This window comes from Hymenobacter sp. M1-2 (assembly GCF_057808495.1).
Window position 1 is genome coordinate 151423 of sequence record NZ_JBTYZO010000013.1, and the last position, 23300, is coordinate 174722.

General features: G+C 57.0%; 24 protein-coding genes. 11 read left to right on the forward strand and 13 right to left on the reverse strand.

Going from position 1 to position 23300, the window contains the following annotated elements; all coding sequences use genetic code 11:
- The first annotated feature begins 38 nt into the window (after positions 1 to 38).
- Together add and ACYSMN_RS14220 are read left to right on the forward strand one after the other, a co-directional pair.
- A complete protein-coding gene (gene add, locus ACYSMN_RS14215) occupies positions 39 to 1091 on the forward strand; it encodes an adenosine deaminase (protein ID WP_488924559.1) in 1053 nt (350 codons plus the stop codon).
- Positions 1092 to 1112: 21 nt separating this feature from the next.
- Positions 1113 to 1772, forward strand: a complete 660-nt coding sequence (locus ACYSMN_RS14220) for a DsbA family protein (protein WP_488924560.1) — start codon at positions 1113 to 1115, stop codon at positions 1770 to 1772.
- Between the two features lie 78 nt (positions 1773 to 1850).
- On the opposite strand, the gene ACYSMN_RS14225 is transcribed toward ACYSMN_RS14220, so the two are convergent.
- The 4 genes from ACYSMN_RS14225 to ACYSMN_RS14240 form a co-directional block, all read right to left on the reverse strand.
- Positions 1851 to 2690, reverse strand: coding sequence for a hypothetical protein (locus tag ACYSMN_RS14225; RefSeq protein ID WP_488924561.1), 840 nt, complete (start codon positions 2688 to 2690; stop codon positions 1851 to 1853).
- 150 nt (positions 2691 to 2840) lie between these two features.
- The gene (locus tag ACYSMN_RS14230) at positions 2841 to 3713 is read right to left on the reverse strand and encodes a UbiA family prenyltransferase (RefSeq protein ID WP_488924562.1); all 873 of its coding nucleotides are present in this window, start codon (positions 3711 to 3713) and stop codon (positions 2841 to 2843) included.
- 174 nt (positions 3714 to 3887) lie between these two features.
- Positions 3888 to 4682, reverse strand: coding sequence for a class I SAM-dependent methyltransferase (locus tag ACYSMN_RS14235; RefSeq protein ID WP_488924563.1), 795 nt, complete (start codon positions 4680 to 4682; stop codon positions 3888 to 3890).
- 215 nt (positions 4683 to 4897) lie between these two features.
- Entirely contained in the window at positions 4898 to 5329 is a 432-nt protein-coding gene (locus tag ACYSMN_RS14240) for a hypothetical protein (protein WP_488924564.1), read from the reverse strand.
- Between the two features lie 83 nt (positions 5330 to 5412).
- Between ACYSMN_RS14240 and ACYSMN_RS14245 the strand changes: the two genes are divergently transcribed.
- From ACYSMN_RS14245 to ACYSMN_RS14280, 8 genes are all read left to right on the forward strand, one after another.
- A complete protein-coding gene (locus ACYSMN_RS14245) occupies positions 5413 to 6054 on the forward strand; it encodes a hypothetical protein (RefSeq protein WP_488924565.1) in 642 nt (213 codons plus the stop codon).
- Between the two features lie 135 nt (positions 6055 to 6189).
- Complete coding sequence (locus ACYSMN_RS14250; RefSeq protein WP_488924566.1) at positions 6190 to 6489, forward strand: winged helix-turn-helix domain-containing protein; 300 nt, start codon at positions 6190 to 6192, stop codon at positions 6487 to 6489.
- Between the two features lie 41 nt (positions 6490 to 6530).
- Positions 6531 to 7982 (forward strand): B12-binding domain-containing radical SAM protein, encoded by a 1452-nt coding sequence (locus ACYSMN_RS14255; RefSeq protein WP_488924567.1) that lies wholly within the window; start codon positions 6531 to 6533, stop codon positions 7980 to 7982.
- A gap of 20 nt (positions 7983 to 8002) precedes the next feature.
- Positions 8003 to 8770, forward strand: coding sequence for a ferritin-like domain-containing protein (locus ACYSMN_RS14260; protein WP_488924568.1), 768 nt, complete (start codon positions 8003 to 8005; stop codon positions 8768 to 8770).
- Between the two features lie 91 nt (positions 8771 to 8861).
- Positions 8862 to 10472 carry a DUF4153 domain-containing protein gene (locus ACYSMN_RS14265; protein ID WP_488924569.1) on the forward strand — a complete coding sequence of 537 codons (1611 nt, stop codon included), beginning with the start codon at positions 8862 to 8864 and terminating at the stop codon, positions 10470 to 10472.
- Between the two features lie 59 nt (positions 10473 to 10531).
- A complete protein-coding gene (locus tag ACYSMN_RS14270; RefSeq protein WP_488924570.1) occupies positions 10532 to 10771 on the forward strand; it encodes a hypothetical protein in 240 nt (79 codons plus the stop codon).
- Positions 10772 to 11237: 466 nt separating this feature from the next.
- On the forward strand, positions 11238 to 11576 hold the full coding sequence (locus tag ACYSMN_RS14275; protein WP_488924571.1) for a hypothetical protein: 339 nt from the start codon (positions 11238 to 11240) through the stop codon (positions 11574 to 11576).
- 615 nt (positions 11577 to 12191) lie between these two features.
- A complete protein-coding gene (locus tag ACYSMN_RS14280) occupies positions 12192 to 14564 on the forward strand; it encodes a transglycosylase domain-containing protein (RefSeq protein WP_488924572.1) in 2373 nt (790 codons plus the stop codon).
- 132 nt (positions 14565 to 14696) lie between these two features.
- On the opposite strand, the gene ACYSMN_RS14285 is transcribed toward ACYSMN_RS14280, so the two are convergent.
- The 7 genes from ACYSMN_RS14285 to ACYSMN_RS14315 form a co-directional block, all read right to left on the reverse strand.
- Positions 14697 to 15209 carry a hypothetical protein gene (locus tag ACYSMN_RS14285; RefSeq protein ID WP_488924573.1) on the reverse strand — a complete coding sequence of 171 codons (513 nt, stop codon included), beginning with the start codon at positions 15207 to 15209 and terminating at the stop codon, positions 14697 to 14699.
- A gap of 315 nt (positions 15210 to 15524) precedes the next feature.
- On the reverse strand, positions 15525 to 15935 hold the full coding sequence (locus tag ACYSMN_RS14290; RefSeq protein ID WP_488924574.1) for a hypothetical protein: 411 nt from the start codon (positions 15933 to 15935) through the stop codon (positions 15525 to 15527).
- Between the two features lie 101 nt (positions 15936 to 16036).
- Positions 16037 to 16252, reverse strand: a complete 216-nt coding sequence (locus tag ACYSMN_RS14295) for a type II toxin-antitoxin system RelE/ParE family toxin (protein ID WP_488924575.1) — start codon at positions 16250 to 16252, stop codon at positions 16037 to 16039.
- Positions 16240 to 16449, reverse strand: a complete 210-nt coding sequence (locus tag ACYSMN_RS14300; protein ID WP_488924576.1) for a hypothetical protein — start codon at positions 16447 to 16449, stop codon at positions 16240 to 16242. Before ACYSMN_RS14300 ends, ACYSMN_RS14295 begins: the two co-directional genes overlap by 13 nt.
- 44 nt (positions 16450 to 16493) lie before the next feature.
- Positions 16494 to 17408 (reverse strand): TIGR01777 family oxidoreductase, encoded by a 915-nt coding sequence (locus ACYSMN_RS14305; protein ID WP_488924577.1) that lies wholly within the window; start codon positions 17406 to 17408, stop codon positions 16494 to 16496.
- A gap of 109 nt (positions 17409 to 17517) precedes the next feature.
- Positions 17518 to 18189 carry a GTP cyclohydrolase I FolE gene (gene folE, locus ACYSMN_RS14310; protein WP_488924578.1) on the reverse strand — a complete coding sequence of 224 codons (672 nt, stop codon included), beginning with the start codon at positions 18187 to 18189 and terminating at the stop codon, positions 17518 to 17520.
- On the reverse strand, positions 18182 to 18589 hold the full coding sequence (locus tag ACYSMN_RS14315; RefSeq protein ID WP_488924579.1) for a 6-pyruvoyl trahydropterin synthase family protein: 408 nt from the start codon (positions 18587 to 18589) through the stop codon (positions 18182 to 18184). The genes folE and ACYSMN_RS14315 overlap by 8 nt, the downstream gene beginning before the upstream one ends.
- Positions 18590 to 18848: 259 nt before the next feature.
- On the opposite strand from ACYSMN_RS14315, the gene ACYSMN_RS14320 reads away from it, so the two are divergent.
- Positions 18849 to 19556: a hypothetical protein gene (locus ACYSMN_RS14320; protein WP_488924580.1), complete on the forward strand. Its 708-nt coding sequence runs from the start codon at positions 18849 to 18851 to the stop codon at positions 19554 to 19556.
- A gap of 126 nt (positions 19557 to 19682) precedes the next feature.
- Here the strand turns inward: ACYSMN_RS14320 and ACYSMN_RS14325 are convergent, their stop codons facing one another.
- Positions 19683 to 20276, reverse strand: a complete 594-nt coding sequence (locus ACYSMN_RS14325; RefSeq protein ID WP_488924581.1) for an inorganic diphosphatase — start codon at positions 20274 to 20276, stop codon at positions 19683 to 19685.
- A gap of 21 nt (positions 20277 to 20297) precedes the next feature.
- A complete protein-coding gene (locus ACYSMN_RS14330) occupies positions 20298 to 23300 on the reverse strand; it encodes a M1 family metallopeptidase (RefSeq protein ID WP_488924582.1) in 3003 nt (1000 codons plus the stop codon).

Genomic DNA, 23300 nt, shown 5'->3' on the forward strand with positions numbered 1-23300 from the left:
CCCCGTGATTTCGCGGCGGGCGGCTTTTGTTTGTGTCTATGAATCAATTATTCGAATCGCACGCACTGGATGCTGACCTGGCAGCCCGCCTGAGCGCCATGCCCAAAGTGGAAATCCACGTCCATCTGGAGGGTGCCGCCGACGCGGAAACTGTTTGGGAAATGGCTAGCCGTAATCGGATTGCTCTACCCGCCAGCTCTCTGGCCGAATGGCAGGCTTTTTACGAGTTTCGGGACTTTGCCCATTTTGTGGAGGTGTGGCGGGCCGCTACAGGCAGCCTACGCACGGCTGACGACTACACTTGGTTGGTCGAGCGGTTTTTGCACCATCAGGCCGCCCAGCATATTCGCTATTCCGAGACATTTTTTAGCCCGCAATTGCATTTGGGCCGGCAACTCAGTGCCACGCAGTTATTGGATGCTCTGGAGCGCGGGGCCCGCGCCGGGGAGGCAGCCACCGGGAGCCGGGTACGCTTTCTGGTAGACTTGGACCGCAGCCAGCCGACTACGGCGGAAGTAGGGCTGCAATTTGCGCTGGCCGGTCAGCAGCGCGGCGGGCTGTTTGTGGGATTTAGCATCGGCGGCCCCGAACAAGGGTTTCCGCCGGAGCTGTTTACCGATTATTTCGCCCGCGCCCGGGCCGCAGGACTACGGGTGGTAGCTCATGCCGGCGAAACTACTGGCTCAGCCAGTGTGTGGGGCGCTCTGCGCAGCCTAGGAGCTGAGCGCATTGGCCACGGCGTGCGCGCCCTCGACGACCCTGAGCTGGTACATCATCTGCGTACCACCCAGATTCCGCTCGATATTTCGCCCAATAGCAATTATTGCCTCAAAGTAGTGCTTAGTCATCAGCCCCATCCCATTCGCCAGCTGCTTGACCAGGGTGTGTTGGTGACGTTGAACTCCGACGACCCTCCAATGTTTTCTACGAACCTAGTTAACGAGTACCACACCTTGGCCCGGCAGGGCTTCACATGGGCCGAACTGTGGCAGCTGAACGTAAATACCTTGGAAGCCAGTTTTTTGCCCCCTGCTGAAAAAGCTGTTTTGCGCCAGCAATGGCAGGAATTTTTAACGAATACTTCTTTCTAACAACTCCAAGTTACTTGCCCCATGACACTTGCTGCCGACCGTCCGGAACTGCTTTATATTTTCGACCCGCTGTGTGGCTGGTGCTACGGCATGAGCCCCGTGATTCAGCGGGTGCGCGAGGAGTTTGCTGACCGGCTGGACGTATCGGTGCTGTGCGGCGGCATGGTAACCGGCGAGCAGGCCGGGCCTATTCGGGAAGATTGGCCTTACATCAGCGGGGCCTTGGAGCAGGTGGAAAAGGTGACGAGCGTGGCGTTTGGGCCTGCTTTTCGGGCGTTGGGGGAAGAAGGCAGCTACGTGCAGGACTCGGAGCCGCCGAGCTGGGCTATCAGTGCCTTCCGGCAGTTCAACCAACCCGATACCGTCCGCTTCGCCCACGATATCCAAGTGGCTTACTTCCGCGACGGCGCCGACCTGAACGAGCCCAAAACCTACGTGCCATTAGCCACAGCCTACGGTGTGGATGGCGCGGAATTTCTGCACCGCTTGGCGTTGCCCGAAACGGCCCAGGCCACTCGGCAAGAGTTTGCGGCCGTAGCCAAAATAGGAGTGCAGGGCTTTCCAATGGCCATTTTGCGCGTGGAAAACCAAGGCTACGTGCTAGCGCGCGGCTACCAACCCTACGACACCTTTGCCGCCGGAATCGAGCAGGCCTTGGAGCAAGCTCAGGAGTTGAAGTAGGCCTTAGCTAGTTGGTATTGGGACAAAGAACCAGCTCTTGTAAGCCAACCGCCTACCGTCCTATTACCAACTATCTCCTTAGCTGCCCAAGCCAGGTAATTGTACCACCTGTTTCGTGCGTGGTGAATAGGCAATTCGGTGACGATCTTCTTTGCCAACTAAATACATGAAGGCAACGGCGTCGGGGCGCTGGCGTAGGTCGTCCCAGGTGGCGCGGTCGGCGCCGCCGGTTTGGTAGGTGTCTTTGGCGCTGAGAGCGGGCTGGCGGAAGTTTTTGTCGGCAAAAAACTCGTCCATGCGGCGCCGGATGTAGACTTCACGCGCGGCGGGCGTGGCCGTCGTGCCTTTCATCTCATAGACCATACTGGCTTCCAAATCTGCCGTCGAATGTACTTCCCGGAAGATAACCTGGCCCGCTGCATCCGTAATAGTAAAGGTGACTTCGCCAGTAAGCACGTCTTTGCCGCGAAGTGTCAGGCGAAACTCGTCGGGTGAGCCTGGGGCGGAAAAGGCGTGGCGGCGGCTGACAGTTTTCAACGTGTCGGACTGTGCAGTGGCGGCACTTGCACGGGCCGTGTCCATAGGTTCCATTCGCGTTGCTGAGTCGGTAGCAGTGGCGGCGGAAGTAGTGGCTTGGCGGGTATCGGGCGTGGAACAGGCGGCTAGAAAACCGAGGAAAGGCAGAAGCAGAATGGCACGCATGGTAAGCAGAAAAAAGGTGAATTTGGCGACAAGTACGGGATTTGCTAGCGTAGCGTTGAGCTGCCTGGTGATCCGCAAGATGTCAGGCAACTCCCGCACCCCGCCAGATATCCTCCGCACCCCGCCAGACATCTCCCGCAACGTGTCAGGCAGCTCCCGCAACCCGCCAGCCATCTCCCGCAGCTCGCCAGATGTCTCCCGCAAGCTGACAGCCATCTTCCGCAACGTGACAGACGTCTCCCGCAACCCGCCAGACATCTCCCGCAACGTGACAGACGTCTCCCGCAGCCTGACAGATGTCTCCCGCAAGCTGCAAGCTTCACATCTGCCTGGCAGGCTTGAAGCTTGGCGCTTACCGCTTATATCTCACCAGAGCAGCATCAGAATAAACGCCGCGCTCATGCACACCGACGACACTTGGTTCATGCGCATAGTGTGCTCAAAATCGGCGGCGGCGGGGTTGTGCCACGCGGCCCAGGCCCACCGCCCAAACAGCACGACTACTGGCCCCGTAGCGGCCAGGAAAATGAGCAGATGCCGGGTTTCCTGGCGCAGCCACAGCGTGTAGGCCAGCACGGCGGCGCCCGCCAGCAACCCTACCGCCGCAAACACGAACGTGCCCCGAATGCCCAGCATGAGGCTTAAGGTTTGGTCACCGCGGCGGGCGTCTTCCTGGTGCTGGTAGACCTGCGTGAGTGGGTAGGAGCCGCACAGAAACAAGCTGCTCACCAGGGCCAGCAGCAGATTGGTTGGTTCCGAAATCGTGCTCCAATCGGCTCCGACCCCCACTTGCGTCATCAGAAAGGTGAACAAGCCTTGGAAAACCACCACCACGAATGTGCTCAGCAGCGGGTACTTTTTCAGCCGGATGCCTTCGTAGCTGTAGGCTTTCGAGATGAGCAGGTACACGGCCACTAGCAACCCGAACCACGGACTCAGCAGCACGGCGCCCAGCACGGCCAGCGCATCAAACAAATACACCAAATGCAGCAGCTCCGCCGATACTTTGGGTGGGTGTTTCAGGCCCCCGATGCTGCCCTCATCCCGGTCGTAGTAGGAGTTGTAGCCGTTGGAGGCGGGGTAGGCCAGCAAGTGCAGCACTACAAACACGCCCACCGCGCGCGCCACGCTAAATGGCTCCCGCAACGCGCTCAGCCCAAACCAGAATACCGGCATCAGGTACACCGAAAAAGGGATGCGGAGCAGCGGCAAAGCCCGGCGGTAAGCAGCTAGGGACATTGAATCAGGAATGAAAAATGGGCAGTGAGGAAGGCAGAATAAGCGGATAAAGGTAATTGTCCTCCTGAGCTTGCGAAGGACTTCCAACAGTAGAACGAGCCGGTGTTGTGTGTCGTCCGCCCCTCAATCCGCCACAATATATTCTTCCCTTGCTTCAGGCGTTTCCCCAATTCTTCATTTGTAACTCGCCTTTGGAATCCCAATCAGATACGTTACCTGTGGCCCCCACCAGCGGCGCACCTTGCCGGCTTGCCATTGGAAGGTCTCGGTTGGGTCGGCGCGGCGGGCTAGTGCCAGCAGGTAGTCCGGCGGATACATGCGCAGAATGGAGACCGTGCCATCCCAGATGGTGAATACTGGAATGAGGGGCACTACGTAGGTGAACAGCAGGCGGCTCAGCCGAAAAGGCCGGATGAAGGGCGTAACGAGAAGCTGCACCAAGGGCAGAAGCGTCCAGGCGAGCAAGATTTCCAGCCAGTGCTTGCCCGAACCTTCGAACACGCCAATGCCCGCGCGCTGCCGCACGGCGTCGGCCAGAATTTTTTCGGCCTGGGGCGGCGCGAAATGGTGAAAAGCGGAAAATATGGTGCGAAAACCACCCAGGTTTTGGGGCACGGCCGTAGCATCCACAGGGTTGGGTTCGTGGACCAGGCCGGGCGTATCGGCGGCCAGCAGCTCCCAGGCGGCTGGCTGCGGATATAAGTCGGTGAGCAGGATGCGGACGTCGGATAAGCCGGCGGCTTGCAGGCTTTGTAGTATGCCGGCCGTGCCTCCACCCGCCCCCGCACCCAGCTCTATAATAGTGCTTTGCTGGGTTTGCAGCAGGGCTTCCAGCAGCAGCGGAACTATAGGCTGGTAAATGCGCAACGCCGAAATCGTGAAGCGCAAATAGTCCATCATGCCCGCCCGAATGAGGCGCGGAAACCAAGGTAAATCTTCAAACTCAAATAGCTGGAGGCGTAGCTTCACGGACGGTAAGTACGCGAATATTGGCAGGGTAGTCGTACCTGGTAGAAATGTCTGCTTGCAAAGAGAGAGAATGAGCGGGATAGTAACTGGAAAATGGCCTAATCAGCTTCCAATTTTGATTTGGCACCGAACCCAAGCCAAGGTGCAAGCTATAATAACTGTAAGAGCTAGTCCGCAACCTGAGTTAATCAGCTGGAAGTTGACCTATGGTACCCTCATCTAGGTTCTTCTGCTGCCGAAAACAACAGTTTCTGATACACGAGTGCCGCTGAAGCTAGTGCGGCAAAGAAGTAAGGACTCGCCACATCAAGTAGTACCATCAATACCTGAGTATCATACCCAAGCACAACGGTCATTAACCCTATTGCCAGCAGAAACAACCCAGTAACTGCTGCTGCCGCCACCCAAGGCCGGTATAGCCGCCGCAACTTCTTGATGCCACGAAAGGCGTACACAGCCACGGGAATAGTAATTAGAGAGGACCCTGCGGCCAGCAAGCCAACATTAAGCACCATATCGGCCCCGCCACTTAGCAACTGGTTCCGAGGCAATACAGGCCAGATGCTAGTGCCGATAATGTTGGTGCAGAGCCACAGCTTTAGGGCGCTTCCGTAGTTAGAGCCAGAAGAATCAGGGACACTATGCATGGCGAAAAATGAAAATAGTTTTGGTTGATGTTTGCAAAGACCCACAATCTTTTCCAGCTTTGCAACACAAAGTGCTTTCAGATATGAACAAGCCCGCCGTCGATCCGCTTGCCCAGCTTACTGAGATACGCGCCATCATGGAGCGTTCTTCCCGTTTCATTTCGCTCAGCGGCTTGAGCGGGGTAGGAGCGGGCGTCGTGGCGCTGGCCGGGTCGGGTGCAGGACACTGGTTTCTGCGCCGCGAGTACGGCGAAACTGGTTTTCTGCGCCTGCTGGAAAGCACTGAGCAGGAGCGGTGGCTGGTGCTGCCCTATCTGCTGGTGCTGGCCGCTACCATGATAGCCGCGGCGCTGGCCGTAGCCATGTTTTTCACGCTCCGCCGCGCCCGCCGGGCCGGGCAGCCGCTCTGGACGGCGTTGGGGCGGCGGCTGGCCCTTAGCTTAGCAATACCACTGGTTACGGGCGGACTGTTTTGCATCGCGCTATTTTTGCGCGGGGCCGTGAGCCTCGTGGTGCCGGGGCTGCTGCTGTTCTACGGTTTGGCCCTGCTCAACGCCAGCAAGTACACCCTCGAAGAAATCCGGTGGCTGGGGCTCACGCAGATAGGTTTAGGACTGGTGGCCGTGCTGTTGCCAGGGGCCGGCTTGCTGTTCTTCGCCCTCGGCTTTGGCTTAGGACATATTGGCTACGGCTTGCTCATGTACAACCGCTACGAGCGGGAATAAGCCAAGCCTACTGACAATAGCTGGTTTCCATCGAAGGAAAGCCATTTCCGTACTCCTGCCAGAAAGCCGCACCAAGCCACTTAGCCCCACGAAAACCTAACGAGTCAGCAGACCCAGCAGGTTAGCCTCTAATCCGTGAAACACGTCATTCACACGCTCAATAAAGCTTTTGACCACCGCGTGCGGCTGGGCGTAATGGCCGTGCTCATGGCCAACGATGCCGTGAGCTTCAACGAACTAAAAGAAGCCCTCGACCTAACCGACGGCAACCTGGCCAGTCACGTAGCGGCGCTGGAAAAAGCGGGCTACGTGCAGGTGAGCAAGCAGTTTCTCGGGAAGAAGCCTAATACCACCTATACGGCTTCGAAAGAGGGAAAAGAGGCTTTCCAGGACCATTTGACGGCGCTGGAAAAGTTACTGCGGGGCGGAAGCTAAATTTTTTTGCCTTTATACTTTGAATCACAAAGTTCTTTAAGATGAAAGTAAAGCTCATTCTTCCGGCCCTCACCGAAGCCACCAGCCCGTATTGGCGGCCCATCAAATACTCGCTGTTTCCGCCGCTGGGGCTGGCCACGCTGGCCGCCTACTTGCCCGCGCATTGGGAAGCCGATATGCAGGATGAGCACGTGGAAACCCTGCACTTAGACGATGAGCCCGACCTCGTCATCATCCAGGTATACATCACGAATGCTTACCGCGCCTATGCCCTAGCCGACCATTACCGCGCCCGCGGGGCCTACGTCTGCCTCGGTGGCCTGCACGTGACCAGCCTGCCCGATGAAGCCGCCCCGCACGCGGACAGCATCTTTCTGGGGCCGGGCGAGGAAATCTTTCCAGAGTTTTTGAAAGACTGGCAGGTGGGCCGGGCTCGGCCGCGCTATGTGTCGGGCGCGGGGCGCACCCTGGTCGGTATCCCACCCATCCGCCGCGACCTGATTAAGCGGGAGCGTTACCTCGTGCCGAACTCGATTGTGGTGACGCGCGGCTGCCCGCATCACTGCGATTTCTGCTATAAGGATGCTTTTTTCCAGGGTGGCAAAGGCTTTTACACCCAAACCGTGGACGATGCCCTAGCCGAAATCGACCGGCTGCCGGGACGCCACCTCTACTTCCTCGACGACCATTTGCTGGGGCACACGCGCTTTGCCGTCGGGCTGTTTGAGGGCATGCGCGGTATGGGACGGCTGTTTCAGGGCGCCGCCACCGTGGATAGCATCTTGCGGGATAATGGCTTGCTGGAAAAAGCAGCGCAGGCGGGTTTGCGCAGCTTGTTTGTAGGCTTCGAGACGCTGAGTCCCGCGAACCTGAAAGCCAGTAACAAGCCTCAGAACCTGGGCCGTGACTACGCCGCAGCCATGCAGCGGCTACACGATTTGGGTATCATGGTGAACGGCAGCTTTGTATTTGGGCTCGACGACGACCGGCCCGACGTGTTCCTGCGCACCGTAGACTGGGCCGTGGGGCAGGGCATCACTACCGCCACCTTCCACATCGCTACGCCCTATCCGGGCACGGCCCTCTTCCAGCAAATGGAGGCCCAAGGGCGCTTGTTGCACCGCCGCTGGAACGAGTACGACACTCGCACTGTGGTGTGCCAGCCCGGCCCGCACCTCACGGCCCGCCAGCTAAAGGACGGCTACGACCAAGCTTACCGCGATTTCTACTCCTGGTCCAACATCACCAAAGCCAGCCTGGTACACGACACGCTACGCCACCAACTCAAGCATTTCGCCTACGCCGGTGGCTGGAAAAAATTTGAGCCGCTCTGGAATTTCATGATAAAGTCGCGCCACCTCGACTCGATGCGGCCGCTGCTGGAAGCCATTCTGAGCAAGGTGCGCGGCAAGGAAGAAAAAGCCAATGTCGACCCATTGCTTCAGCCAACCAATGCTTCCGAAACGCTGATGCCGCTGCCGGTGCTGCAATAATTCCAGACTATGCCCGCAAGATGATGACCTTCACCGACGTAAAAACCTACTTCGAGGCCAACCGGGCCCACCCAGCCGACCTGAGCTGGGACGACCTGTACTGCCTTTCGCCTACGGAGGCCCACGCCGTGCGGGCATCGCTGCAAACCTTTCAGCGCGGCGAAGGCACCGGGGGTGACCACCTAATGGCCCTGGCCTCCAAATGGGGAGAGCCCGACTACGCCGCGGCCATGCAGTTGTTCATTCAGGAAGAGGAGGGGCACGCCGACATGTTGGGGCACTTTATGGTCCAGGAAGGCATTCCCCGGCTCGAAACGCACTGGCTACATGAAATTTTTCGCAGCCTGGGCCGTCCTCTAGGTCTGGAGCACATGGTGCGGGTGATACTGACGGCGGAAGTGGTAGCCGCTGTTTACTACCGTGCCTTGCGCCAAGCCACGCTTTCGGGGCTGCTACAGCAGATTTGCCAGCGCATTTTGCACGACGAGGAAATGCACCTCGCTTTTCACTGCCTAGCTATTCAGCAGTGGAGCAAGGACCGTGGCCGACTGAGCAATTGGCTGTGGCAGCAATTCTACCGCGGGCTGATGGCTGGCACGGCACTGGTGGTGTACGCGGCTAGTCACCGCACTTTCCGGGCCGGGGGGTACGGGCTGGGTCACTTCACTAGAACTATTGCGGCCGAGTATTCTCGCCTGGAGCAGATGCAACAGACCAATGCGGCTATAACACCGCGGATAGTGCCCCAGTCACCTCCCGCCAGTCAGGAGCTTCTTTCTTTGTCTTGATACTTTGAAATACAAAGTTCTTTAGAATCATAATAACACACAGCTGACACGCAACGCCAGCATCCTAGCGAAACCTTCAACCCATCATTGCATGAACACCTCCATTCCCGTCGTCAACTCCCGTTTCGCTGAATCGGTGGCCGCGCCTCGTCTCACGCTCAGCACGCTGCAAAAAGTGGCGCTGCCGCTGGGAGCCATCCTTTTCGATGTACTGTTTTGGCACGAGCGAGCGGGCCTGAATATGCTGCTCTATACGTTGCTGGTGGTAGGAGTGACGGTGGCTGGACTGCCCCGACACGCGCCGCAGTGGCGCTCTGGCTACTTCCAACTTACGCTGGCCGGCACCTTGCTGAGCGCGGCTATGGTGGCCTGGTACGGTTCCGGGGCCGCCAAGCTGGCCTGCATAACGTCGTTGGCGGTGTGGTTGGGCTACGTGAATCAGCCGCATCTTAAGCTGGTGGTTTACGCGCTGCTGACGGCCTTGGGCAGTGCCGTGCGCATTATGCCGGGCTTGGTGCGGCTGGTGCAACTGCCCAGTAACGTGAGCGGCCGAATGAGCCGAACGTGGTTTTACGGACGGCTACTCGGGGTGCCGGTGCTAGCCTTGGCCGTATTCCACGTGCTGTTCCTTATTGCCAACCCGCGCTACGAAGCTGCGGCCAGCCGGCTGCTCGACATTGTAGGGGAGTGGCTTGACGCATTGTTCGCACAGCTTTCCGTGCCGCATTTGCTGTTCTTCCTGCTAGGGCTGGCCCTAACCGGGGCCGCGCTGGTACTCGTGCCGGTGCATTATTTCGCCGATGAGGAGTCGCGCTTTGGGGAGTTTGTGTTGCGGCAGCGCGACCGGGTGGCCTCCTTCGCCGTGCGTCGCCCCGATTTTCGCCCCCAGAAGTTTCGCGCCCTCGATCTGCGCAAGGAATATCTCATTGCGCTGAGCATGCTGGTCCTGGTGAACGTGCTGCTGCTCGTGGTGAATGCCATTGACATCAACTGGCTATGGTTTGGCTTCGAGCCCGCGGCTGACTTCGACCTGACCCAGTTCGTGCACGAAGGTACTTACGTGCTTATTCTGAGCATTCTGGTGGCAATGGGCATTGTGCTGTGGTTTTTCCGCCGCAACCTCAACTTTTACCAGCCCGGCTTGCGCGTGCTGCGTTGGGGCGCCACGGTGTGGGTGCTGCAAAATGCCGTGCTGGCCGTGTCGGTGGGGTTGCGCAACTACTACTACATCCTGCACACCGGCCTGGCCTACAAGCGCATTGGCGTGTACGGCTTCCTGCTGCTGACCTTCTTCGGGTTGGTGACAGTGCTACTCAAGATCTGGCAGCGTCGCTCGGCCTATTCACTGGTGCGCCTTAACGCGCTGGCGGCCTACGGACTGCTGCTGGTGCTGGCGGTAGGCAACTGGGAAATCTGGATTGCGCGCTACAACCTGCGCCCCGAGCTACGGGTGCTCGACTACGGCTTCCTGCTCGATATGCCCGATCGGGTGCTGCCCATTCTGGCCGCCAACCAAGCCGTGCTACCGCAGCGCCACCTCGTGCACGAAGTCTACGAAGGAACCTGGGCCAAGCTCGAACCCGCCGACGCCGCCAGGCAGCTCCACCAGCGCCTGCAAGAATTACGAGCAATCCAGGAAGCGCGCCACTGGCCCAGCTACACCTACGCCGACTGGCAAGCCTACCAGGAACTGAAGCAATAAATCTGCTTAAGTCGCTTCGACGGCCTCATAAAACCAAACGTCACTTAGCTCCTCCCATCATGCTTGTTCAACTCTCTCTCACGGTTGTGGCCCTGCTCATTTGTGCCGGCGACGTAGCGGCGCTGGCCACCCTGCTGGCCTGGCAGGAACGCGCCGCCGACCCCGATTCCCGCCGCCTCCGCTTGCTGCGCGGGGTGCTGCCCGCCACCAGCGTGCTGCTGCTTGTGCTGCTGGGCATGGTGTTTTCGCTCCTGATGCTTTGGTCGCCGCAAGGGGCGGAGCTGCTGCTTGGGCGCTAGGCTAATGCTGCCCACCCGACAGAAAAGACACTATTCCTCCAATGAAAACTGAAGAAGACCTAACAACCAGCGGCTACCAGCCCCGGCCAGCCGCGCTGCCCTCCGCCGGCCGGGCTTTAAGCGTGCTAATAGCCGTGTGCGCCGTGTTGTGGCTAAGGATGATGTTGCCTAAGCTTTGGCCCTTGGCCGATACCCGAGAATTCGAGCAACTTGTCTATGGCGGGTGGTTGTTCATCTTCGACGGGTTTTTGTTGGTACCGTTGCCGCTTCTCGCGAACGGCTGTGTGTTTTGGTGGGCCACCCGGCCCATGTGGCCCGGTCCTCGCTCCAACAAAGCGCAGGAGCTACAGTGTACTTGGGTTCTGACGCTGTGCGTGCTGTTTCATCTGATCTCTCTCATTCCCTGGTTACTTTTCGCTTTCCTGATGCTTATTTGCTCTGTCGGCGACTGTTCCCTTCGAGGCTGATGGCGCGGCTCCAACTCTTCGCTGCCCGCGCCTTGCGCCAACTGCCTGTGTCGCTGTGGTGGGTGCTGGGCCTGCTGCTAAGTGCGGCACTGAATATCAAGCTTGAAAAAGAGCTGTTCCCGCACACGCCCGCCGCCGCGCAAGTGGCCCGCTGGGTGGTGCTGGGCTGCGCCGTGGCGCTGCCGCCGCTGGGTGTAGTGGGCATGTGGCGCGTAGCCGCACACGTAGAACATTCGGGTTGGCGGCTGCTGTGCTACCTCGCTGCCGCTGGCGCTACTGGCCTGATGCTTTTGCTCGTCTTATTGGTACTTGTGCTGGGCGTGATAAATCTCTTCTAGATCTATTCTACCGCCATACCAACGCCCTCGCCGCCTTTGCCGATGCGCTTTCCATTGTCGCCGATTGACTTTCCATACCTACCGACTCACTTTCCACGGCTACCAACCCATTCGCCACCGTCGCCAAAGCCTTCGACACAATCACCAATCGACTTTCCACCTCTGCAAAAGGGTTTTCCGGTACTGCCAATCGATTTTCCATCGTTACCAATCGGTTTTCCGGCCGAACCGACGTCCGCGCTCCAAACCAGCGTCCGCACACCGAACCGACCTCGCGCTTCGTGAACCGCCGCGTACAGTCAACCCTTGTTGCTGGCAGCTTGCCGCACGTCTCTAGTCAGCTTCTACCGATCCTCATCAGGCTCCTCCTCGCCAATGGGAGAGGGAGCTGGGGACGACCCACGCTAGAACGAAGCTACGCCCGGACCGGAGGCCGGTTGAGTAATGCCGCCTGTTTTCAACTGATTTTCCTTGCTATCACTCCCAACTACAGCAAGGCTTGCCGGAGGTAAATAAAGCCGCGCAGGTAGTTATACAGCGTTGGGCCGCACCTATTGGTATATTTGCGGCTCCCTTGCTGGCGTTCTTGTCTGGCCGCCGACCAACCTGCTCTGAATGTCCGCTCCAAAGTCACCGAAAACAAACCCCACTCCCCGGCCGCGTCGGCCCTGGTCAAATCGTCTGGCGCGCCTCGCCTGGGTGTTTTTCGTGCTGGGAGTGGGTACTTTTCTGCTTTATCCTATTCTGGTGAGTATGAACTTTATGTTCCTCTTCGGTAAGTCGCCGAGCTTGGAGGAACTGGAAGATCCCAAGGTGGAGCAGCCCTCCGAAATTTACACCGCCGACGGTGTGCTCATCGGCAAATATTTCCGCGAAAACCGCGTGCCGGTGCCCCTGAGCAAGATGTCGCCGCTGCTCGTTAAGGCCCTCATTGCCACTGAAGACATTCGTTTTTACGAGCACTCCGGCATTGATGCCATTGCGCTGGGCCGCGCCATTACGGGCGTCGTGACCGGCAATCGGAGCGGGGGCGGCTCCACTATCACGCAACAGCTGGCTAAAAACCTCTACAACACCCGTCGGGGCGAGACGCGCGGTGGCCTTGGCTACATCCCGGTGGTAAGTACGCTGGTGAGCAAAACCAAGGAGTGGCTCACGGCCGTGGAGCTGGAGCGCCGCTACACCAAGGAAGAAATTCTGCGGATGTATTTCAACACCGTCGAATATGGCTCGAAAGCCTATGGCATCAAAGTAGCCGCCAAAACGTTCTACAGCACCTCCCCCGACAGCCTCACCGCCGACCAGGCCGCTATGTTGGTGGGCATGCTCAACAACCCCACCGCCTACAACCCGCGCTTCCACCCCGAAGCCGCCCGCAAGCGCCGCAACCTCGTGCTTACGCGCATGGGCCAGGCCAACATGCTGCCCGCCGCCGAGGTAGCCAGCCTCCAGCAGCAGCCCATTGGCCTGAAGTATCAGGTCGAGAAACACATCGACGGGCCGCCCACCTATTTCCGGGGCGCGGTAAGCCAGTTCGTGAATGCTTGGTGCGAGAAGAACGGCTACGACATGTACCGCGACGGCCTCAAGATCTACACCACCATCGACTCCCGAATGCAGGAATACGCCGAGGAGTCGGTGCAGGAGCGCATGAAGCGGCTGCAAAAGCAGTTCGATAATTTCTGGCGAAATCGGGGCTCCAACCCCTGGGTGGATGAGGATGGCAAGGAGATTCCTGGCTTCATCGAGACGCAGATGAAGCGCACCGAGCAGTACAAGGAACTGGCCGCCCGCTACCAAGGCCGCCCCGACTTGCTCGAAGCGGCCCTCAACACCAAACACCCCACCAAAGTCTTCACCTGGAAAGGCGATGGCGACACCACGCTACTGCTCTCGCCCCTCGATTCACTGGCCTATTACAAGCACTTCCTGCACGCCGGCATGATGACGATGGACCCCTTCACGGGCCACATCAAAGCCTGGGTGGGCGGCCTCAATTATCGCTTCTTCCAATACGACCATGTGAAACAAGGCCGCCGCCAGGCCGGCTCCACGTTCAAACCCTTCGTCTACCTCACCGCCCTCGACAACGGTTACTCGCCCTGCGACCGTATCCGCGACGAACGCGTGACCATCAAGTACGTGGAAAACGGCAAGCCCATGGAGTGGCAGCCCGACAACGTCACCCGCGAGTACACCGGCAGCAACATGACGCTGCGCCACGCCATGGCCCGCTCCGTCAACTCCGTCACGGCCCAGCTCACGGAGCGCGTCGGCTGGGAAAATGTGGCCAAATACGCGCATAAAGTCGGCATCAAAAGCCCCCTCTTACCCGTGCCCAGCATCGGCCTCGGTTCCGGCGGCGACGTGAGTGTCTATGAGATGGTTAACGCCTACAGCACCTTCGTCAACCAAGGATTCCAAACGGAACCCCTGATTGTAACCCGCATCGAGGACCGCAATGGCAACGTCATCAAGCAGTTCGACCCCAAGCAGAAACGCGCCATTCCTTCCGAAACGGCCTGGCTTATGCTCTACATGCTCAAGGGCGGCATGGAAGAGCCCGGCGGCACTTCGCAGGCGCTGTGGGATTATGAGCTGTGGAAAAAAAACAACCAAATCGGCGGCAAAACCGGCACTACCTCCAACTACTCCGATGGCTGGTACATGGGCGTCACCAAAGATCTTGTGACCGGCGTATGGGTGGGCGGCGAAGACCGGAGCATTCACTTTTTCCGCTCCCAGAGCGGCGAAGGCAGCCGCACCGCGCTGCCCATCTTCGGCAAGTACATGGAGAAGGTCTACCAAGATCCTGACCTCGGCATCAAAATGGGCCCTTTCCCCAAATATCCCGGCAAAATCACGCGCAAATACCAGTGCGTAACCGAAGCTCCCCGCCGGCAGGCCGAGCCCGTAGATACCATCGTGGCCGACAATCTGTTGGAACAACTCAACACCGGCGCCGTAGCCGTGCCGGATAGTTTATAAGGGGCTATGCATAAAGTTGCTGCTAATAGCTAATAGCCATGGGGAACCACTAATACAAGCACGATATCCTCTAAGTGAACTTGATATAGAATACTATTTGTATTCAGAAGGCTATTTTCCTTATTATGATGACTACGGCTGGGACGGCCACATTTTTGGACTTCGGCGATATAATAGAATCAGGCCTCCTATTAGCACCAGCGTAAAGAGAGGGGCGCCGAGGCTGGCGCTAAACACGAAAGTGCCGTATTTTTTCAGTCCTAAATAGTGCAATTCCTTTTCTAGATTAAGCAGATAAGCCACTGAAAATACCACATACAGCCACCGACGACCTGTAACAAAGCCATAGGCGGCAAGAAACAACAACGCTGGGTGCCAGTAACGCTCATGCATTTGGGTGTTGCACAAGGTGAACACCAGAGGTATGAGCCCACAGCTAAGCAGTACTAGTTGATGGTCAGCACGACTGAACGCTTGGCCCTGCCGAAGGCAGCCCCAAGCCGTGCGGGCTAGAGGCCACAGTGCCACCGCCGAAACAGCGGTAAAGGCTGCTAGGCCCCAATGCTTATACGTCACGCCAGCGAAGCGACCTGTATCAAGCACGTTGGCGGGAAATATAGCTCCCCACCAGTTAGAAGCATTCATGCTGACGTAGGGATAAAAGTCTACCCCATGGCTTACGACATACACTATGCGGACTAGGGCATGGGGGTCGTTGCCCCAAATAAATGGGGCTAACAGCAGAATCTGTACTCCCACCGCCGTGGCTGCTGCTCTTACCAGTGTACGTGGGGCGCAAGCCCAGAGCGGAATCCAGAGTAGCAGTAGGGGAGGGACGAAAATAATAGCTTGAAGCTTGGCATTTAGCGCTAAAACGAGGCAAACGGCGCTAGCTATTGCCTGTTTTCGTAGAGCTAAAGTAACGGCGCCAAACACCAGGCAGCCCAGCACCCCATCTATCTACTCCCATGCAAGGGTGTTGTATACAAAAGCCAGGTTACACAAGAGCAGCAATGAAGCGTTGAAACGCTGGTCGCGGGTGCCGGGAGCGAAGATCCAAGCGGCGAGCAGAGCCCCAGCAAAATCGAAGGGCAGCACCAGAATTTTGAGAAAATGTATGTAGTGGACAAATTTTTCGGTACTGCCCGTTGCTTGGCCGAATAGGTACAAAAAATAGTGGAAGAGTGGTGGGTAGTTATTATCATCTACTTGATAGACACTGGTTAAACCATGGGTGAGCATGTAAGTACCCCAACGTTTCCAGAATGCTACGTCACCAGCATAACCCGCATGAGGAGCAAGGCCAATGAACGTGGCAAAAAGCAATAGATATATAACCGACTGTTGTCGGCTGGGAATGAGAACAGTCACAGGAAAGTGGGACAGAGATGAATGTGACCTCATAGTTGGCATTCAGCAGTGGATTTTACCAAGCAGGCCGCTCACCCACTTTTGAAGCAACACATTACAGTTCACTTGACGGGAGGGTTTATAAAATAGCTTTTAATATCGATACGGTTGATTTCGGGTACTATACGCCCCATTCGAGGCTGTGTTTCTAACAGCAAAGCCTTCTCAAAGATCTTGTCAACCAAGGCGTCTGCATAGCTAGCCGAATAGCTTCGGTGGTATTCACTCACTGTGTGAATATCCTCAATAGCCTGTTTGGACCATTTTACTTGGGCCATTGCTTGAGCAATTGACGGGCTTGTTCAGTGGAAAAAACTTCTCCGCGTGATACTTGCTCTAAGCCGCGCTCAACTTTCTCAATAATCAACAACCTCTCCATCAGTTCATCCAGAGAGAACTGCTTAGGCATATTCTGCAGGCTGAGTAATACCTTTTCCTTGCTAAGCATAACGTGGTGATCTGGGAAAGTTTTCATGAGAATATACACAGTACATGACAAAAGAATGCCGTGCACGCAACTCACTTCTCTCCATAAAACGATTCCAGCGCCGGCCTTAGCTTCGGATATTCAAACCTGAAGCCTTGGCGAAGCACCTTCTCAGCACTCACGCGCTGCGAAGCCAGCACAATTTCACTCATTTCACCCATCATTAAATTCAGGGCAAACTCCGGCACTTTGGGCAGTACCAACGGGCGATGCAGCACCTCGGCCAGCGTTTTGGTGAATTCCTGGTTTGTGACTGGGTTCGGCGCTACGGCGTTGTAGGTGCCCTGCCACTGCGGCTCCTCCAGCATCTGAATAAGTAGCCGGCACAAGTCGTCGAGGTGAATCCAGGACATGTACTGTCGGCCCGAGCCCAGGGGCGCGCCGGCCATCATTTTCACGGTGCGAGCCAGCGGCACCAGCGCCCCGCCTTCCGGGCTCAGTACGATGCCGATACGAGTAATAACAGTTCGGACGCCCAGTTTCTCTACCTCGTGCGCCGCTAGCTCCCACTGCCGCGACACGTCGGCCAGAAAGTCGTCGGGCGAAGCGGGCGGGGTTTCTTCGCTCACCACCCGGTCGGCGCTGTCGCCGTAGATGCCAATAGCGGAAGCCGAGATAAATGCCCGCACCTGATGGTTCGGCTTCGCCAGCGCGCGCGCCAACAGCGAGGTGCCTCCCAGCCGGCTGGTCATGATGTCGCGCTTGCGCTCATCGGTCCATTTCCCATCCGACACACTGGCACCGGCCAGATTAATGACGTAATCGGCGTAGGGAATGGCGGCTTCGTCAATGGTGCCAGCGCGTGGGTCCCAACGGAAACTACGGTAGTTGCTGCTGGCAGATTGCCGACTCAGCAAAGCCACTTCGAAGCCGGCGTCAATGAGCATCTCGGCGAGGCGCGTACCAATCATGCCGGTGCCGCCGCTGATGAGAACTTTTCGGGACATGAGAAGAAGCTGTGCGCTACGAGTAAGCGGGTAGCAGTTGGGTCTATACGAAATGAATGAACCAGGAATACGCGGTAAGCTAACAGCTTACGCGCAATAACCCGAAGTGTTATTTCCCCAATAATCGCAAAAACTCAGTCCGCAGGGCAGCGTCGGTGCCAAACACGCCCCCATACTCGGCCGTGATAGTTGAACTGCTCGTGTCATTTACCCCGCGGCTCATCACGCACAAATGGTCGGCTTCGATGAGGACGGCCACGTTGTCGGTGTGCAGCGTTTGCTTCAGCTCCTCCGCAATCTGGCGCGTGAGACGCTCCTGCACCTGTGGCCGCCGAGCGTAATACTGCACCACGCGATTGAGCTTGCTCAACCCTACTACGTTCTCGCCGGGTAAATAAGCCACATGCGCTTTTCCGATGATGGGTACGAAATGGTGCTCACAGCAGGAAAAGAGCGTGATGTCGCGCTCCAGCAGCATCTGGCTGTATTGGTAGCGGTTCGAGAAGAGGCGCACATCCGGGCGGTGTTCCGGATTCATGCCCCGAAACCATTCCTGCACGTACATCTTGGCCACCCGGCGGGGCGTGCCAGCCAAGCTGTCGTCTGTAAGGTCGAGGCCTAATAGCTGCATGATTTCGCGGAAATGCTCCGTGATGCCAGCAATTTTTTCGTCGTCGGTCAGCGCAAAGGCGTCAGGGCGGAGGGGAGTGTGCAAATCGGTGGGCAGGTGCGCGTCGGGAAGGCGCGGGCCGCCATCCGGCGCGGGCACAGAATTAACCATGGTATTCTACAAAATTGCGCTCGGTCTCATACAACGTGACCGAGAGAACCAGTTCCGCCGCAAGGTGCGGGCGTAACCGATTCCAAATGACTACCGCGATATTTTCGGCAGTAGGATTAAGGTGGCGGAACTCCTCCGTGTCAAGATTGAGGTTTCGGTGGTCAAAGGTATCCAGAATCTCGCGTTTGATGAGGTCGCTCAGCCGCTTCATGTCATACACATAGCCAGTATCGGGGTCGATGTCGCCCGTGAGGCGCACGATCAGCTCGTAGTTGTGGCCGTGATAGTTGGGGTTGTTGCACTTGCCAAATACCCGTGCATTCTGTTCGGGAGTCCAGGCGGGATTGTGCAGTCGATGGGCAGCGTTGAAATGTTCTTTACGGCAGACGGTTACAGACATAGTTGAGGAAAACCAGAAGATACAGGATTAGGTTTACGTGAAACGATAAATGTAGGCACAAGCTAATTAGGAAAAGATGCTGCTGGCTTATATTAAACTTAAGCAGTATTTTATATGATATATTCAATAAAACATAACTTGTCGTAAAAAAAATGGCATACTGCATAGGCAGATGAGTACACAGTGGCTAAATTTGGTGAGCCGGAATAAAGAATCCGGACTTAACAGAGACTTCCTTTCTTTTAAACACTTCATTCACATGAAAAAAGGCGTACTCCTCTCTCTGCTGATGTTTGTGCTGACGGTGACTGGCTACGCACAGAAGTCACCCGTCGACGAGACAGACATGGCTATCAAAGGCATTCCGCGCAAAGGCCAGCGCGTGACCATTCAGCTGGATAGCAAGCGGGTTGATGAATCCTGGAAAAAGCAACTTGACACCCAGTTCGGCAGCAAAGTGAAAGCCGACAAAGGTGTTTACTCCATGGACGGCGTGGTTATCGAAGATATTTCCAAAACCCCCATCCGCGTAATCAGTAAAGTAGATGCTACGCCTACTGGCACGTCGGTGTGGTGGTCTATTGACTTGGGCAATGCTTACCTAGGCAAGGATGCTACGCCGGTGCAGTGGAAATCGGGCGAGAAATACCTGAAGGATTTTGCCCGGATGCTCTACCGCGAAGACTTGGCCGTGCAGGTAGCCGAAGCTGAACGCTCGCTCGTAGCTTCGCAAAACAATCACATGGCTGTTATTCAGAAGTCCGACGCTATCAAGAAGGACATCGAGCGGAACAAGGCGAAGAAAGCAGAGATTCAGCAGCAGCTGGCTCAAAACGCCGCCGAATTGCTCCAGTACAACAACCTTGTTGATCTAAACCTGAAAGAGCAAGAAGCCGCCCGCGCCGACATTGTGAATATGCGCGTAGCTCTGGAAGCCGTAAAAGAGCGCATGAACAAAATCGAGTAGCACACTCCGATTTTATCAAATTCAACAAAAAGCCACTTCAAACGAAGTGGCTTTTTGCTCTTTATAGCATTTGTACCTGATGCTTTATTTATAGTAGACAGCACGAAGCGCGAACTTAAAAGCGCGTTAGTTCATCGCGCTACGGACTTGCTGTTCGGCGGCCTTTTCGTCTTTCCAACTCATGATGCGCACTTCGCCGGGCCGGCCTTGGTGCTGAAACCACTGGCGCAGCACTTCTTTTGCCCCAGGGTAGCGCCCAGTCAGCTCCTGCCACGACGCCACTTCGGGCAGAATTTGTTGGCTAGGCCGGGCAGGCACCGCCAGCACAATTGGGAGCAGCGTACCATTATCGTCGAGCGTAAGCAAGCCAATGGGCAGTACTTCCATGACGGTTCCAGTGGGTTGGGTCTCAGCCAATACTAAGGCGGCTAGTGGCGTAGCGTTGGAGCCGGTGCTGGTGCCCGGAATAAAGCCGCTGTTGCCGGGACAAGGCAGAAATTCTACTACGTGGTCGAGGCCGGCGCGGCGGGCCGTTTGGAATTCCCCACTAGCCGGGTCGTATCGTTTGGCGTGGTTGGTGCCGGCAGGCATTTCTACCACCACTTGCAACAGCTTGCGTTCCGCCGAGAAAGTAGGCAAATCCTCGTAGTGGGTGCCACAGCCGGGCAGCCAAACGCTGCTCAGTGTCAGCAGTGCTACTATTCGGAACGAGGCGCGCATGGAGGAAAGCAATGGCGAGAATTATTGGGTTAGCTGGTCCTCTAGCAGCCGGAATGGATTCAGCTTGTCGAGGCGCAACACGAAACGAATCTGGTCCGTGAAATCCTGACGGCTGGAGGGCAGTCCATCCGCATACTGCGAACCAGCCACCGGGAAGTAGAAGGTCAACACCCGACTGAAAATCGGCAACGATACTCCCGCATCATAATACCCCCGCTGCGCGTCCCGGCCGGGGGCTATTACGTTTCGCTCTTTCGTGAGACCCAAGTCGGCGAAAACCCCGAAAGGAGTGACTGGCAAATCAGCTTGCAGATTAAGCGTGGTGAGCCAGCGGCGGCTGCCCGCGGGCATACTGCTGTTGCCGGCGGGTATATAGGCTTTGAAGGCGCCGTCCCGGCCATCAAATTGATGCTGCTGAGCTTCCAGAGCAGGTGAAATTTGCTGACGGTCCAGGAACATGGTTTGGCGTCGATAGTCTGGGCTACCGCTCAGCCCAATGAAAAACGGTGACTGATTAGCTTTATTCAAAAAGCTGCCGCCGAATACACGCACGGAAAAAGTCTTTTTAGGTGCATAATAGCGCAGGTAGCCAACCTCAACCCGAAGCAAAGCCGCGGTGGTCTTCGTGTTTTCTTCCGAAAGGTCAGGCGTCAGGTAGTTCAGTTCGGCGTGCGCGTTCCAACGGTACAGCGCGTTTCCAAGCTGAAAGCCGTATTCCAGCGTCTGAATGCTGCTGGTGGCGTTCAAGTCCTGGTCTTCAACTGCCGTATTGGCCAGCTTCACGGTGTGCTGGGGGCCGTCAAAAGCCGAATTTGGGAAGTAGAGCGTAAGGCTGGGCTCCACCTTCTGATACCGCTCGAAACGTTGGAAAAGCACGCCCAACACGGCTCGGCGCGTAACTCGCTCAGGTAGGATGTTTAGGTTCAGCGTGCCAATGCCATTCAGCTCCTTGCGGCTAAAGCTGTACATCGGCATCGCGAGGTAGCTAAACTTCTTAACGAGAAGAAGACTATTGTAAAACGCTGCTCCTAGCATGAATTTGTCCGATGTGTTGGCCCCCACCACGGGAAACCAGTTGATGGCGGAACGGTCCCAACGCTCAATGCTAAGCAATGGCCGCAGCCCCACGCGCTCAAAGGCTCGCAATGGCCCAGTGGTTTTCAGCCGATCGTCGCGGCGGTTGAGTTGGGGGGTCAGGTACTCAGGGTCTACTACGATGGACGCTACGCCTTCATTGCGGAAGCGCAACACGGCTTCATCATTTTCGTCGGTGCGCGAGAAAGGCTCCGTCCATTGGGTTTCCAGCACTTTGCCAGTGGCATCGAGCGTGGCTACCGGGAAAGGAAAAGGCGCGGGCGAATCGTTGCGCACCAAGACTTTCCGCTGACCTTTCTCTTCCTTTGATTTCGACAGCGCCGCGTTATAGCGGTACCGGCTGTTCAGCATGTCGTTGAAAAACCAGTTAAGCTTTTTGCCCGTGGTTTCCTCTAATACTGCCTGTAAGTCTTCCGGGTAAGGATGCCGGAATTGCCACCGTTCGTAATACGCGTGCATGGCCGCATCGAACTTGTCTTGGCCCAGATACGCGGCCAAATACTGAAGCAGCGAAGCCGTTTTGCCGTACACGATGATGCCGTAGTTAAGCTGGCCGTAGTCCGCAGAACCTAGGTTGCTCACGGGCTGGTCGAGGCCGCGGCTGGCTACCGCTTGGTAAGGGATTTGGTTTAGAGCCGTGGGCGGCATCCCTTCAATCCCCAACACGCCCGCGAGTCGGCCTTTGGTGGGCAAGCCGGCAATGAAGCCTCCACTACCACCCTGGCGCTCAGCTACGCGGTTTTCCACGTAGGAATTCACGCCTTCGTCCATCCACGCGAAGTCCCGTTCATTGCTGGCCAGGATGCCGTAGAACCAGTTGTGTCCCACCTCGTGTACAATGGCCGAAGGCTGCGTCACGGTCACCATAGGATATTCCATGCCGGAGCCAGCACTCAAGGCGCCATCTACCGCGGTAGCGGCGCTATATGGATATTCACCCACCCAACGCGAATAGTACACCAACGCCGAGTCTACATCTTGCAGGCCTTTCCGCCACTGCTCTGCTTCCTTGTTGGTGAAGAGCACCCACGTATCCACCTTGCGGCCCGAGGGCAGCGTGACGCCGCTCTTGAGTACGTTGAAACGTTTGTCGGCAAACCAGGCAAAATCGTGCACCTTTTCCTGCACGTAGCGCAACGTTTTGGTTTCCGGGGCTGAGAGCGGAAAGTTGAGGTCACTGCCGAAATCTTCCTGAGTTTTCTTACTGGCGGTAGCGGCAGCTAGCTGATTGAGACGCTGCTGTTCTTCGGGGGTTTGCAGCACGCCGGTAGCTCCTACGGTGTAGTTGGCGGGTAGCGTAATGCGCACGTCGAAGGTGCCAAACTCCGAGTAGAACTCACCTTGGTCGAGGTAGGGCATGGGGTGCCAGCCTTTCCGGTCGTAGACGGCGGGCTTGGGGTACCACTGCGTGATCTGGTAGCTCTGCTCTACGTGCCCGAAGCGCGAAAAAGAATCCGGAATCTTTACCCGGAACGGTGTCGTGATGGTAATGCTAGCGCCGGGAGGCAGCCGCTGGGGCAGCGTTAGCTTGGCAATGTCGGGGTTTTCAGGGTCGGGGTCCAGTTTGGCGGGCTGGCCGTTCACCTGGAAGTCGAGTTGGTCGATATAGCCGCGCTGCTCCGAGGTACTGAAGTGAAATTTCCGGCTGCCATTACGCAACTGCTGTTTCGCGAAGGCCGTGTTATCGTCTTTGTAAGCATTGGGCCACAAATGAAACCAGATGAAGGGTAACGCATTGGGTGAGTGGTTGGTGTAGACCAGCTCCTCGCGGCCCGTTAGCACATGCTGTTTATCGTCGAGCGTTACGTCGATGGAATAGTTGACTTGCTGCTGCCAATACTCGGGTGCGCTTCGGGAAGGCGCCGTAGGCTGCGCCAATGCGGCCACGGACAGGAACAGTAGCCACAAAGCGGCCAAGAAGTTTTTCAT